We start from the raw sequence: 14,328 nt of genomic DNA, 5'->3' as shown, positions 1-14,328 counted from the left end.
GTGCTCTCATGCTTGACTGGCTCAAAGATTTTATCAATTCATTCTGGGATCTTCTCGTTTCTATTCTTTCCTGGCTCCTCGATGCCGTTTTTCTCGTTATCAGTTTTGTTGGCTACACCATCTACGATGGCTTCTTGATGGTTGTTCAGGCTTTTTTTGCAACTCTGGATTTTTCATCAGTTGCCTTTACTCATGCCGCTGAGTGGTCCAGCCTGCCACCTCAATTGATCTGGCTGATCAACCAGCTTGCTTTGCCCCAGTGCATCACCATTGTCAGCAGTGCTATTTTGCTGAGGGTGTTGCTTAATCTTGTCCCCGCAGCATTGACCAGGGTGTGAGATGATTATCTGTTTTGCCGGCACTCCCGGATCCGGGAAAACATACGAGGCTGTCAAAAAAATCCTCGATAACCTCTGCATGGGCCGGGTCGTGTACACCAATATCGATGGCATGGATGATCCTCAATGTCAGGAGATGATCAAATGTGTCTGCGGCCTATCGGATTTTGGTCTTTCCCGGCATCTTAAATTTCTTGAGCATGACCAACTGGAGGACTTCTGGAATCATATCGAACCTGGTTGCCTTGTGGTCCTCGATGAGATCCAGAAGGTGTTTTCCTCTCGGGAATGGCAGACCGAGAAAAACAAACTCTTCGGGTCCTGGGCCTCCACTCACCGGCACCATGGTTTTGATGTCGTCCTGATCACCCAGCACATCGAGCGTATTGATTCCGCGGTCAGGGCCCTGGTCGAATGGACCTATGTGTTCCGCAAGGTCAATTTTTTCGGTGGCGCTGTCCAGAAAAAATACATCTGCTACAGCTACGCCGGAGATGAGACCCGTACAGCTCCGCTTTCCAAGAACATACGTACCTATGACCAGGGCGTTTTCCTCTGCTATAAGTCCTACACTGGCAAGGACGTGAAAGAACTCGGCATCATGAAGCACGTTAACGTGCTCAAGCATCCAGTTTTCTTCGCTATTCCTCTCGTCTTTGCTTTCACTATCTATATGGTCTTTTTCAAGTCTTCCCTGGGTACCGGTGACCTTTTCGGATCCGGCAAGGCTCTATCCAGCCTGGACAAGGCAAAAACGCAGGTTGCCGGTCTCGGCACACCTTCTGATACAGACCAGGCCATTGCCGACCATAGTCCCAGTATTTCCCGGCAGACCACCGCCGGCGGCCGTGTCTTGTTTACCAATCGTTTATCAGTGCAGGGTGAGCAGAATGTTCAATAGAGTTTTTCTTTTTTCTGTGATTTTTTTGATTTTTGCCTGGAGCCCTGCAATTTCCGCCGATCCATCAGGGCGAATTGTTCCGGATAATTATATTGATGTCGATTTTGAGAACGTGGCGTTATCCGAGTTGGTCTTTCTCGTCGCCCGAACTACGGGTCTGGGATTTGTCTATACTGACCCTGGTAATACCCTCATTACCTGGTCTCAGCAGCGTATCTACAAGGACGACTTACTGTCAGCCTTTATTCGTGCTGTTTCGGTCTATGGCTTTACTGTTCAGCCACTCGATAAAAAATTACGACTGTTCAGTGTAAAGCCCGACTCCACCCTGTCATCCGGATCCTATGGGGTGTCAGCTGTGTACCAGCTCCGCTATGCCACCGCCGAGTCTGTCAAGGATTCTGTCGAGTCCCTCTATGGTACCCGACTGGCTCTTACCTTCTTCGAGGACAATAATTGCGTGGCTTTTTCCGGCAGTCCTGAGGTGGTGAAAGAATTCCTTTCGCTCCTTCCCCGTATCGACCAGGCTCCGACGGATAATATTTTATCCATACGCCTGCAACACATCTCTGTCCGTTCCGCTCTCAAAGCTCTTACAGACCTTGCCATCTTCGAAAAAAAATCTGTGTTTCCTGACTACTGGAACAGATCCATTCTTGTTTATGGCAACGATCATCAACAGTTTCTTGCTCGTGCGGTCCTTGCGGCCATAGATAAGCCCCAAAAGGACTGGGTTGACCAGGTGGCTTGGGTCCATACCATCGGTATTGACCAGGCGGTTGATGTTCTTTCCGGCCTATACCCAGACCTGGAGATCCGTAAGGTGGCCACCGGCCGGCTGCTCATTTCCGGCTCCCCAGATCTCGTTGATAAGGCCTCCGTTACCTTGTCACACATTGACGGTACTGGTATCCAGGTGAAAGTTGAAGCTGTGATAGCCTATCTCACCGACAGGGAGTTCAGGGAACTGGGATTGCGCCTGTCTTATGATTCTTCCAGCCTTCGTGCCGCTGTCAATGATAACATTGTTGAGTCCCTGCTTACCCGTAACACCGGTCTTTTGCTTGATTATTTCAACCAGACCCTCGGCTTGGATGTTGCTGCCAAGGAAGGTCGTGCTCATGGTGAAATTCTCTCTTCTCCTGTCCTCACCGTTCTGAATGGCCAGACAGCCACTATCCATGTAGGCCAGAATGTTCCGTTCCTCGAACGGGCTAATTTCGATAAGAACGATGGGCAGGAAACCGGTACTTCTATAAAACGTCAGGACATTGGCTTGTCTTTCCGTATCACTCCTTCAATAGATCCTGGCGGTGACTTCATCCTCCTCGAAGTCTATCAGGAGCTGTCCCACGTCACCGATGATTCCGAGCTCAGTCAGGATGCCATTGATATCGTGATCGATAAAAAGCAAATTTCATCCACTGTCCTCGTCGGCAACGGCGACACCATTTTCCTTGGTGGCCTCAGGACCGAAGAACAAGGCCATGCGACCGATTATATCCCTTTCCTGGGGGAACTGCCTCTTATCGGTCGACTTTTCAGTTATGACGTTGACCAGGTGGAAACCCGTCACCTGGTCGTGTCCCTGCGTGTCAATGTTGTTGGAAAAACAATCTGAAAATGAGGTGGAGAATGGCTTGTTTACTTCGGGCCGGAGTACGGACGGTAATTCCGTGCATTCCCTCCGTACATTCCATGAAATGCCCTTCTGATCAGTTTATCTGTGAGGAATTCAGCGGTGAATTACCGTTCGTGCTCGGCACACGACCGGCGCTTGTGATTGTTCTGGAAGTCAGAGGGTCATTCCGGGAGTGATCGGCTTCAGACGGTTTTTTGGACTGTTCTAAATTGCAAAAGCCCTGGTCATGTTTGTGTTCTTGGCGGACCAGCATGACCAGGGCACGTACCACATGAGGTGATACAATGGACAAGGTAAAATCGTTCACTGGAGATGTCAAAGGGAAATTAGATGCGTTGTCCCAAGCTGGAATAACATGGGGGGGTCAACTCGCCAAAGGTCTCGACAGGCTCAAGTATGGCCTTCACGTCGAATTTTCCGATGAAACTTTTTTCGATGTCCTTGGCGAGGGAAAAAATAAAGCGCAACAGGTCCATTCACCTGTCCCCATTACCTTTGAGGGACGCCAGGACCATGAGTACATCATTCACTCTACAGGCCGCCGCGGCGGCTTCGCCTTCCACCTGTCTCGTGCTGATGTCCATATATTCGTTTCTGTCCGCGAAGATTATATGTCCACTCCTAATATCTGGGTCGATATAGGCTCCATGTCCTGCTGGTCTCCTGGATATCAGGCTGTCATCGAACACGTGAACGACTTGGTGTTTCTCTTCGGTGGCAAGATTCGCAAGGTCGGTCTGTCCGAAGTGCATCTCTGTGTTGACTGTATTGGCCTGGAGATCGAGGAGCTTGGTTTACATGATTATTCTCGCTGGATCACCAGGGCGAACAAGTTCCGGTCATTTGCAGACCGGGTGAAGTTTACTGGTGTCGGTCTCGATCAGTCCGAGGGTCCCCTTGGAATAAGTGATTCTCCCTATGATCAGGTTGGCTATGCCTCGGAAACCGGCCTTTCCGTGGGTGAAGGTGATATTGCTCTCCGTGTTTACGACAAGACCCATGAGCTGCGTTCCCATGGTGCAAAACAGTCTGTCTTTGCATCGGTGTGGGGCCAGGATCAATACAATGATGTTCCGGTTACCCGGGTTGAATTTCAGTTGCGGCGTCCGGTTCTTCGTCAGCTTGGCGTTAGTGATCTGTATAACCTTCAGGAGAAGATTGGTGGTATCTGGGAATATTGCTCTGATAATTGGGCGAGATTTTCAGCGGTGGCCATTGACAGGAAAAACCGCCATCAGGATCGCGCTGTGATCCATCCCTGGTGGCAGGTTATTCAGTCTGTCGATTGGTTATCGTACCGCCCTGTTGTCCGTAAGCAACCTCTCCCCCAGAAGGATCAGCACCAGCTCATTGATATGATGGTCGGCTGTGCTCTCAATATCGCTGCCATCGATCGATGCAAGCCAACCATCGATCATATTACCACCCACTTGCAAGCTGTCATTGATACTTGGTGTCGCATTAAATCTCACGAAACAGATAAACGTGGTCAATCTGTGCTTATTGCCAAATACAACCAGAAGGTTCTGGAATGCTGGCCACACGGCTTTGGCGAGGTCCATGGTCCTCAATCTGCCTATCTCATCGGTGGCCAGTCATGACATTGCTGGAAAAACATCTCGGTCGCTCACTGTCTGCCATGGAAGTAGCTGAATATCTTCGATGCGATATTTCGACAGTCTATCGAAATTATAAACTTCTCGGCGGTATTCGTATTGGCCGGGCATACAGGTTTTTTGAAAACAGGTTAATTGATGCCGTACTTCGACAAACAGAAAAAGGTGTGGATCGCCCAGATAAAGTACAAGCAACGGAAATATCGATCGTATCACCAAAGCAAAACCGACGCGAAAAAATGGGAAGTCAAAAAACGAGAACAGTTGCAAGTAACCGAAGCAACTTCGAGGATCCCCACGGTCTCGTTGCTTGAGTTTGCTACCCGGTACCTTGATTACTCCAGGTCAAAACATGCTTCAAAAACGTACCATGAGAAGAAACTGGCGTTTCGTCTCCTATTCTCCTCAGTTGATCCTCAGTTACCAGCTGGGGAACTCCACCAGGGGGCGGTTCTTTTTCATCTTCAACAGCAGGCCCAGCAGCGTTCCGGAAATGCGGCGAACAAGGATCGCAAAAACCTGATAGCTGCCTGGAACTGGGCACAGAAATATATACCCGGCTTCCCTTCCACCAACCCATTTATGGTGGATCGTTTCCCGGAAACCAGGTCTCCCAGGTATGTTCCTCCGGAGTCTGATTTCTGGAAAGTCTATGATGTTGCGGAATCGGAACAGGATCGCCTAATGCTTCTTTGTTTCCTGCACCTTGCCGCCAGACGAAACGAAATTTTCTATCTCCGTTGGGAGGATGTGGATTTCAAACACCAGCAGATCAGGCTTTATACCCGCAAGCGCCGGGATGGTTCCCTGGAATATGACTGGATTCCCATGACCAGGCGTTTGTCTGCGGAACTGGATAACCATTTATCCAGCTCCGGATCCGGATTATCTGAATGGGTTTTTCCCAATCCGGATACAGGCATTCCATACATTGCCCGTCAGAAATGGATGCCTCGTCTCTGCCGGCTGGCCAATGTCAAGCCTTTCGGCCTCCATGCGATCCGTCACCTTACGGCGTCCATCCTGGTCAAGAATGATGTCTCTCTGATCGATATTCAAACCATTCTGCGTCACAAGAAACTGACCACCACGGAACGATACATTCACCGGCTGGCCAGTGTCCGGTCAGCTCTGGAAGTTTTGGAATGAGGTTTAACGGTGAAATTAAAGATTGAGGGATATAAGCCTGAGTCGCAACCATGGGTGCAGTGGATGGTTCTGACTCGTGACTGCCCGTTCCCGTATCATGCGCGCGGCCCTGGCCGGCCGGTAAAAGTCGGATCTTTCGCATGTCATGGCTGCGAGTCGCACAAAGGGGCAACGGATGAGTATGTGTATTGTGCGGCTGGGGATAAGCGATCAGGACGAAAGAAAAAGCCGGAATTGGAGATCGGGATGGTTGGTACCGATGGAAATTGTTTGTGTTGCGGCGGTACTGGTATCTGTACCAATATTGATGGTGTGGAAGAGGCTTGTTTAACTTGCAACGGCAGGGGTTCCTGAAAAACGTGTCCGGTCAGCTCTGGAAGTTTTGGAATAAGGTCCAGTTATGAAGAATGGATATTTGCTTTGCTGGTCTAGTGGACATGAACCGCCCAGGACAATGTATTTTCGTTTCACTGATAATGGATGGGGTTGTACGGAAGATAGGGCTCAGGCGCATGTATTCCGTTCACGTCGATCTGCTGTCCAGGCGTGGCGTGATCGTCACGTGGATCCGGACAGGTATCAGCGTTCTTGGGACATTGGCTCGATTCGGGTTGAGCACGTCAGGCAACCGATGTTGACTCTGGTTTCCGGAAAAAGGCCCACTTGAAGGCCCACCAGAAAAAGAAAAGGGACTTAACCAAATTGGCTAAGTCCCTGATTATACTGGCGGGGCCGACGAGACTCGAACTCGCGACCTCCGGCGTGACAGGCCGGCATTCTAACCAACTGAACTACGACCCCAGTATATTTGGTGGGCGGAACAGGGCTCGAACCTGTGACCCCCGGCTTGTAAGGCCGGTGCTCTCCCAACTGAGCTATCCGCCCCAAATGATGTGGTGTATTTATCAGGATAGGGGCTGTCCGTCAAGGAAAAAAGCGCCCCCGGGTCAACTCCTGCCAATTATTTATTCCACCTCACTGGGCAGGGGTGTTATGGGCTGACACCGTGAAGTCATTATAGATCGATTCCAGAGATACGTCCTGAAACAGTTCCTCTCCCTCCTTGAGGATAAGGGCCTTCTGGAGCACCTCGTCGACGTGTGATACCAGTTCGATGGTCAGGCTGTTACGGATCTTCTGGGGCACTTCTTTGAGATCCCGCTCGTTTTCCGCTGGAATCAGCACATGGGTGATATTACCCCGCCGGGCAGCCAGCAGCTTCTCGGTCAGGCCGCCGATGGGCAGGACCCGACCCCGGAGGGTGATCTCCCCGGTCATGGCCAGCTGCCGGTTCACCGGAAGCTTCAGCAGGGCCGAGACAATGGAGGTGGCAATGGTGATACCGGCCGATGGCCCGTCCTTGGGAATGGCGCCCTCGGGCACGTGGACATGGATATCTATCTTCTGGTAGAAATCCGGTTCCAGACCGAGCCGCATGGCCCGGGAACGGACATAGGACATGGCCGCCTGCACCGACTCCTGCATCACATCACCCAGCTTGCCCGTGACGGTGAGCTTGCCGGAACCGGGCATCAGGGTGGCCTCGATCTGCAGCAGCTCGCCGCCAACCTCGGTCCAGGCCATACCGGTGGCCAGACCGATTTCATGATGCTCCTCGGCAAGGCCGTAGCGATACCTGGGCACCCCGAGATAGCGGATCACCGACTGTCTGGAAATACGGTAGGTCTTGTCCAGGGTCTTTTTCTTGAGCCGGTCGCGCGCCACCTTGCGGCAGATGGCGGCAATGGTCCGCTCCAGGTTCCGAACCCCGGCCTCTCTTGTGTAGCGACGGATGATCTCGAGGATCGCATTATCGCTGAACTGGATGTCGCCCGGCTTGAAGCCATTGGCCTCCAGCTGTTTGGGGATCAGGTACCCCAGGGCGATATTGCGTTTTTCCTCCTCGGTATAGCCGGAAAGCCGAATGATCTCCATCCGGTCCTGCAGCGGCAGGGGGATACCGTGCAGGTTGTTGGCCGTGGTGATGAAAAAAACCTCGGACAGGTCGTAATCCAGGTCCAGGTAATGATCGTTGAAGGCAAAGTTCTGCTCCGGATCCAGGACCTCCAGGAGCGCTGCCGAAGGATCGCCCCGGAAATCGACACTCATCTTGTCCACCTCGTCCAGGCAGAAGACGGGATTGACCACCCCCGCCTTCTGCATGGAGTGGATGATCTTGCCGGGCATGGCACCGATATAGGTCCGACGATGGCCGCGGATCTCGGCCTCATCGCGGACCCCGCCCAGGGACAGACGGATGAACTTACGGTTCATGGCCCGGGCGATGGACTTGCAGACCGAAGTTTTGCCCACTCCCGGGGGGCCTACCAGACAGATGACCGGGCCCTTTATCTTTTTGACCTGGGCCTGTACCGCCAGATACTCGAGAATCCGCTCCTTGGGCTTACTGAGCCCGTAATGATCCTCATCAAGAATCTTTTCGGCCTGGACAATATCGATCTCTGACTTGCTCTTCTCGGACCAGGGCAGGCTGAGGATGGTATCGATGTAATTGCGCACCACCGTGGTTTCGGCGGACATGGGCGGCATCTGCTTGAGCTTTTTAAGCTCCTTGGTCGCCTTCTCGCGCACGGCCTCGGGCAGGTCCTTCTCGGCTATGGCCTGCTCCAGCTCCGCCAGGTCATCGGCCACATCCCCCTGGCCCATCTCCTCCTGGATAGCGCGGATCTTCTCGCCCAGGTAGTAGTTGCGCTGGGTGGTACCCATCCGCTTCTTGACCTTGGCGTGAATTGTCTTCTCCAGCTCGGCCAGCTCCATCTCACGGTAGATGGCCTCAAGAACCCTGCTGATACGTTCGGGCAGGGAGACGGTCTCGAGGAAAGCCTGCTTTTCCTCGGTTTTCAGCGGCAGATGCGAGGCAACGGTATCCACCAGGCGGGAAGGATCCTCAATGTTGTTGACCGAGCTGAGGACTTCCTTGGGGATCTTGCGGTTCACCTGGGTATACTGCTCAAAAGAACGCCGCAGTTCGCGCGCATAGGCAATGACCTCCGAACTGTCGCCATCCTGATCCGGGATTTCCACCACCTGGACCGAATAGAAGTCACCGGTTTCTTCAAAGTCGACGATCCGGGCCCGCTGCTTGCCTTCCACCAGCGCCTTGATGGTACCGTCGGGCAAGCGCAGCAGCTGCATGACCGAGGCCAGGGTGCCGACGGTGTAGAGATGTTCCTGTCGGGGATCGTCGACCCCGCCATCCTTCTGGGTCACCAGAAAAACAGGGGTCCGGCGCTCCATGGCATCTTCCAATGCCTGGATGGACTTTTTACGTCCAACCACAAGAGGAGCCACCATTCCGGGAAAGATAACAATGTCCCGGAGGGGCATCAGGGGATAGGGCATGCGTATTGTCTCTCTCATATAGGAAATTTTAAAAAATTAGGGTTCAGTTTCAAGATATTGATCAGCCTCCCGCGCAGGTAAGCGACCGAAGGGAGACTCCGGGTATACACCCAGCAGGAGGCCCCGGACAGGTTATCCAGATGGAGATCAGGGTCACCGCAGCCTGGACATGCCGGGCTCTGCCTGACCTGCAAGGCCAGAGGCCGGGGACACCCTTGGTCTTCATCCCCGGGACCGGGCGGCCGGCAGCGTGCCACCGGCCGTCTTGATTACTGTTTTCTCTTTGCTGAGGGGAAGGCAGGAACGTGGCACAGAGCCAGCAGCTACTTGACTTGAATCAGAGTATCACGCACTCTTTTTTGTTTCCTGAGAGTCGTAGAGAACAACAGGATATTCACCACTGGTGATGACCTGTTCGTTGATCACGCACTCGGCAACTCCTTCCTCTGAGGGCAGCTCATACATGATCTCAAGCATGGCCTCTTCCATGACCGAACGCAGGCCACGGGCACCGGACTTGCGATCCAGAGCCTTTCTGGCGATGGCCTTGAGCGCTCCCTCGGTGAATCGGAGCTTGATGTTTTCAAAGGCGAAAAGCTTTTGATACTGCTTGGTCAGCGCATTCCGCGGTTCCTTGAGTATCCGGATCAGATCCTCTTCCTCAAGCTCCTCCATGGTGGCAATGACCGGCAGCCGGCCGACCAGTTCAGGAATCAGACCAAACTTGAGCAGGTCTTCGGGCTGGATCCCGGCAAGCACCTCGCCAATGGTTTTCTTGCCTTCACTGACCACCTTGGCCCCAAAGCCGATGGCCTTGGTCCCGGTCCGTTTCTTGATCACCGTATCCAGGCCGACAAAGGCGCCACCACAGATAAACAGGATATTGGAAGTGTCTATCCGCACCAGTTCCTGCTGGGGATGCTTCCGTCCACCCTTGGGCGGAACAGAGGCAACAGTACCCTCAATAATTTTGAGCAGTGCCTGCTGTACACCTTCACCCGAGACGTCCCGGGTGAGAGACGGGGAATCCGATTTACGGGCAATCTTGTCTATCTCGTCTATATAGATAATACCTCGTTCCGCCCGGTCAATATCATAATCCGCCGCCTGAAGCAGATTGACCAGGATATTTTCCACGTCATCACCCACGTAACCGGCTTCGGTCAGGGTGGTGGCATCCGCTATGGTAAAGGGAACATTGAGGATTCTGGCCAGGGTCTGGGCCATGAGAGTCTTGCCGCTGCCCGTGGGGCCGATGAGGATGATATTGGATTTCTGCAGTTCGACATCACCCTCCTGCAGGCCCACCCGGGACTCGATGCGCTTGTAATGATTGTGGACCGCCACCGACAGGACCCGCTTGGCGTACTCCTGGCCGATCACGTACTCATCGAGATAGGCCTTGATCTCCTTTGGTTTGAGAACCCTGGCAGCCGCTTCGCCACCCTGGTCCTCATCATCGGTGGCATCACGGACGATTTCGTTACAGAGCTCGATGCATTCATCACAGATGTAGACATTGGGACCGGCAATGAGCTTGCCTACCTCGTCCTGGCTTTTCCCGCAGAACGAGCAGGAGCATGCTATTCCATGCCCGTCAACAAACTCGTCACTCATATTCAGTCCTCCTCCGTCTGTTCACGACGGACCAGCACCTCATCGATGATCCCGTACTTCCGGGCCTCTTCGGCGCTCATGAAATTATCCCGCTCGGTATCATTCTGGATCTTCTTCACCGTCCGGCCGGTATGTTTGGCCAGGATGGCGTTGAGATCCTTGCGCATGCGCAGGATTTCCCGGGCATGAATATCGATATCCGTTGCCTGTCCCTGGAAACCACCCATGGGCTGGTGGATCATGATCCGGGAATTGGGCAGGGCAAACCGTTTTCCCGCTGCCCCGGCAGCAAGAAGCAGCGCGCCCATGGACGCGGCCTGACCCATGCACAGCGTGGCCACATCACAGCGGACATACTGCATGGTATCATAGATGGCCAGCCCGGCGGTCACCGAACCGCCGGGCGAGTTGATGTAGAAAGTAATATCCTTGTCAGGATCATCGGCCTCCAGAAAGAGCAGCTGGGCTATGACCAGGCTGGCAACATCATCGGTTACCGAAGTACCCAGAAAAATGATGCGCTCTTTGAGCAGGCGCGAATAGATATCATAAGCCCGCTCACCGCGCGGGCTCTGTTCAACAACCATTGGAACCAGATTCATTGGCTCATACTCCTCGAAATCAGACCGCCGGCCTGACTGATATTTTCTTTAGACTATCTTGAAAAATTGCCTTTCAGAGTTTCGCTGGCTCGCCTACCTCGCCCGATCTCTTGTGTCACAGCGGGAAGAAGAAAGAAAAATGCTCACATATGTTTTATATGCTGCGCTTTTTCGCTGAACAGTCAAGCTGTCCGGCTATTTTCACTATTCCTCGGAGTCTCGTAGGCTCGCTTACCTGATCTCGAACGAAAATTCTAATTTTTCAAGGTACCCATTACTTTGATCTGGTGCCGGAACAGACCTCGCATCAGGCATCATCGCCCGATTCCTGCGCTCCGCCTTCTTCGGCCGCAGCATCTTCGCTGGGCTCGACAAAGGTGGCATTGTCGCGCAGAAACTGCAGAATCTTTTCATTGAGCAACTCATTCAAGAACGGCAGGATCTCTTCCCGACGCTTGAAGAACTGTTTCACTTCCGGCACGGTCATGTTGTACTGGTCGGCTATGCGCTGGTAGCCGCGCTCGATGTCCTCATCGGCCAGCTTGATATCCTCGAGCTCGGCGATCTTCTTGAGCAGGAAATCACCCTTGACCCGCTTGACCGCCACCTCGCGATTTTTCTCCACCAGTTCCTCACGGGTGATACCGGCGGATTCCAGGGTCAGTCCGGCCCGCTTGAGATTTTCCTCGGTCTGCTTGATCATCTCCTCGATCTCGTAGAGGACCAGCTTCTCGGGAACGTCAAACTCATTGAGTTCGATGAGCTTGTGCATGATCCGGTCGTCCAGGTCGCCTTCCAGCGCTTCTTCCTTCTTCTTCTGCAGCTCTTCGCGGATCCCCTTCTTCAGGTCTTCCAGGGTCTCGTACTCATCGCTGACATCCTTGGCGAACTCATCGTCGAGTTCAGGCTTGATACGCTGTTTGACGTCCTTGACGTCGACCTTGAACTCCACGGTTTTACCGGCAAGTACCGGATTGGGATATTCAGGCGGAAAATCCACCTCGTAGAGGGTCTTTTCGCCCTTCTTCATCCCGATGAGTTTCTCCTCGAAATCCTCACCCAGACGGCCGGAACCGACATCAACGGAATAGTCTTCGTTATGGACTTCCTTCATGGGCTTGCCTTCATGGAAGCCCTGGAAGTCGACGATGGCGATATCATCCCTGGCAATGGCATAGTCCTCGTCGGCAGAGCGCAGCACAGCGTGCTTGCGGCGCAGCTCCTCAAGTTCGGCTTCCACCTCCTCGTCCGAGACCTCGGTGACCGGTTTCTCCACCTCGATGCCCTTGTATTCCTTCATCTCGAATTCGGGCCGCACATCCACCATGGCCACATAGGTGAAGGTACCATCCTCGGGGAAATCATGCTTGACGATATCGGGGTGAACGACGGGATCGATCTTTTCCTGCTCGACGGCATCAAAATAGGTGGCCTGGACAAGCTGCTCACCCACATCGGCCTGCACCTGGTCCTTGAAATTTTTTTCAAGCACAGTCCGGGGAATCTTACCCCGCCTGAACCCCTTGAGCTTGACTTCCTTGTTCAGTTTGCGATACGCCTTGTCCAGTTCTTTCTGCACCTCCTCTTGAGGAAGGGTAATGGTGAGCTTACGGGTCAGATCAGATACGGTTTCTACGACAACGTCCATGGACCAAATTCCTTTTCACGTTACCTGCCATCGGCAGTCAGATTTCAGCCTGAATCAAGCGGGTTTCCTTCAGGCTTAATATGAGTTACGTCTGGTGCTTGGCACACCGGACACCGGTTTCCTTATCTGGTGCGAGAGGGGGGAGTTGAACCCCCACGCACTCGGTGCGCTGGATCCTAAGTCCAGTGCGTCTACCAGTTCCGCCACTCTCGCGTTAAATGTTAAACATTTACTATTAACCAATTAAAAGAGGGGCGTCAAGAGAGAGGGAGAGATAAAAATATGTATTTTCAACTAAATCTATAGGTTAGAAGTCTTCCCCAGCCCTTGATCGGGAGACCGGGCCAAAGATGAACCCCTGGAGCAACGCATCCGGCATTCAGGATCACAAATCCGACCGGCCCCGGAAGGACACCTGCCCCGTTAACCTGGCTACAGCCATGGCCTGCCAATGATTACCAACAGATACACCACTTCTTGCTTTCCTGCTGGCCAAGCAGTATCTTCTGTCTTATAGTCTTGCTGAAAACTTCGATCTGATCCCAAGCAACTACCAAGGACTTGATATGAAAAAAGCTCTGACACTTTGTGCCCTGCTCATGCTGCCTGTCCAGGCCCATGCCCTGCAGGAAACAGCAGATACCGCGGGCGAAGTGGACTGGTCGATCAGGACCAGCTGGAAACTGGATACCACCCCGCTCGACTTTGTCCACACTCTGGACGGTAAGAAGGTTTTTGTCCTGGGCAGCGACCACAAGGTCCATGTCTACACGGCAAGGGGCGAAAAACTGGGGGCCATCCCGGTGGACAGGAATATCAGCGGTATCGACATAGCTCCCAGAGGTGAAACACTGTACCTGGTCAGCAGGGATGGCAATTCCTTCACGGCCGTCGACGTCAGCTTCACCCAGAACATCGACGTCAGCAGGGCGCCCTTTCTGGGACCGGAAAACGCTCCGGTCACCCTGGTGGTTTTTTCGGACTTCCAGTGACCTTACTGCGGCAAGGTACAGCCGCTGCTCGAGCAGTTGCTCGAAAAAAACCCTGACACCCTTAAAATCGCCTACAAACATCTGCCGCTGGTCCGTATCCATGAATACGCCGAACCCGCTGCCCGGGCCGCTGTGGCCGCCCAGAACCAGGGTAAGTTCTGGCAGATGCATGACAAGCTGTTCGCGGCCGAAAAGCTGGACCCTGACAGCATCATGAAGATGGCAGAGGAACTGGGCCTGGACATGGAACAGTTCAGAAAGGACATGAACTCCCAGGAAACCAGGGCCCGGGTCTTGCAGGACATGCGGGACGCACAGCAGGCCAATGTATCTGGAACACCGACCCTGTTCGTCAACGGCCACCTGATCAGATCAGACAGCCGCAGCGTGTCGGCCATCCAGAAAATGATCGACAGAGAACTTGCGAGAAAAAAAGAGAAAGCAACCAGACAGAACTGAT

Annotated in this window: 10 protein-coding genes, 3 tRNA genes and 1 pseudogene; 7 read left to right on the top strand and 7 right to left on the bottom strand. The window is 53.2% G+C overall.

The features are described 5' to 3' along the window. Positions 1–8: 8 nt before the first annotated feature. From GF1_RS05940 to GF1_RS05920, 5 genes are all read left to right on the top strand, one after another. Positions 9–338: a DUF2523 family protein gene (locus tag GF1_RS05940; RefSeq protein WP_267928716.1), complete on the top strand. Its 330-nt coding sequence runs from the start codon at positions 9–11 to the stop codon at positions 336–338. Between the two features lies 1 nt (position 339). Next, entirely contained in the window at positions 340–1,239 is a 900-nt protein-coding gene (locus tag GF1_RS05935) for a zonular occludens toxin domain-containing protein (RefSeq protein ID WP_267928715.1), read from the top strand. Then, positions 1,229–2,860, top strand: a complete 1,632-nt coding sequence (locus tag GF1_RS05930; RefSeq protein ID WP_267928714.1) for a secretin GspD/PilQ domain-containing protein — start codon at positions 1,229–1,231, stop codon at positions 2,858–2,860. Before GF1_RS05935 ends, GF1_RS05930 begins: the two co-directional genes overlap by 11 nt. Positions 2,861–3,165: 305 nt before the next feature. Continuing rightward, positions 3,166–4,482, top strand: a complete 1,317-nt coding sequence (locus GF1_RS05925) for a hypothetical protein (protein ID WP_267928713.1) — start codon at positions 3,166–3,168, stop codon at positions 4,480–4,482. 153 nt (positions 4,483–4,635) lie between these two features. After that, on the top strand, positions 4,636–5,646 hold the full coding sequence (locus tag GF1_RS05920) for a tyrosine-type recombinase/integrase (RefSeq protein ID WP_267928712.1): 1,011 nt from the start codon (positions 4,636–4,638) through the stop codon (positions 5,644–5,646). A 724-nt stretch (positions 5,647–6,370) separates the two neighbouring features. Here the strand turns inward: GF1_RS05920 and GF1_RS05915 are convergent. The 7 genes from GF1_RS05915 to GF1_RS05885 all read right to left on the bottom strand — a co-directional run bounded on the left by GF1_RS05915 (position 6,371) and on the right by GF1_RS05885 (position 13,089). After that, a tRNA-Asp gene (locus GF1_RS05915) sits at positions 6,371–6,447 on the bottom strand. An 8-nt stretch (positions 6,448–6,455) separates the two neighbouring features. Beyond that, positions 6,456–6,531 (bottom strand) — tRNA-Val (locus GF1_RS05910). Between the two features lie 90 nt (positions 6,532–6,621). After that, the gene (gene lon / locus GF1_RS05905; RefSeq protein ID WP_267928711.1) at positions 6,622–9,009 is read right to left on the bottom strand and encodes an endopeptidase La; all 2,388 of its coding nucleotides are present in this window, start codon (positions 9,007–9,009) and stop codon (positions 6,622–6,624) included. 345 nt (positions 9,010–9,354) lie between these two features. Then, positions 9,355–10,626, bottom strand: a complete 1,272-nt coding sequence (clpX, locus tag GF1_RS05900) for an ATP-dependent Clp protease ATP-binding subunit ClpX (protein ID WP_267928710.1) — start codon at positions 10,624–10,626, stop codon at positions 9,355–9,357. Between the two features lie 2 nt (positions 10,627–10,628). Further along, complete coding sequence (gene clpP / locus GF1_RS05895) at positions 10,629–11,228, bottom strand: ATP-dependent Clp endopeptidase proteolytic subunit ClpP (protein WP_267928709.1); 600 nt, start codon at positions 11,226–11,228, stop codon at positions 10,629–10,631. Positions 11,229–11,535: 307 nt separating this feature from the next. After that, complete coding sequence (tig, locus tag GF1_RS05890) at positions 11,536–12,876, bottom strand: trigger factor (RefSeq protein WP_267928708.1); 1,341 nt, start codon at positions 12,874–12,876, stop codon at positions 11,536–11,538. Positions 12,877–13,003: 127 nt separating this feature from the next. Then, positions 13,004–13,089 (bottom strand) — tRNA-Leu (locus GF1_RS05885). 353 nt (positions 13,090–13,442) lie between these two features. On the opposite strand from GF1_RS05885, the gene GF1_RS05880 reads away from it, so the two are divergent. Then, positions 13,443–13,868, top strand: coding sequence for a YncE family protein (locus tag GF1_RS05880; RefSeq protein ID WP_267928707.1), 426 nt, complete (start codon positions 13,443–13,445; stop codon positions 13,866–13,868). A 12-nt stretch (positions 13,869–13,880) separates the two neighbouring features. Continuing rightward, positions 13,881–14,327: pseudogene (locus GF1_RS05875) on the top strand (DsbA family protein); the annotation flags it as partial. Position 14,328 lies beyond the last annotated feature (1 nt).

Origin of the sequence: Desulfolithobacter dissulfuricans (assembly GCF_025998535.1) — a bacterium.
GTDB classification, from domain to species: domain Bacteria; phylum Desulfobacterota; class Desulfobulbia; order Desulfobulbales; family Desulfobulbaceae; genus Desulfolithobacter; species Desulfolithobacter dissulfuricans.
This window is presented reverse-complemented; position numbering and strand designations above follow the sequence as displayed.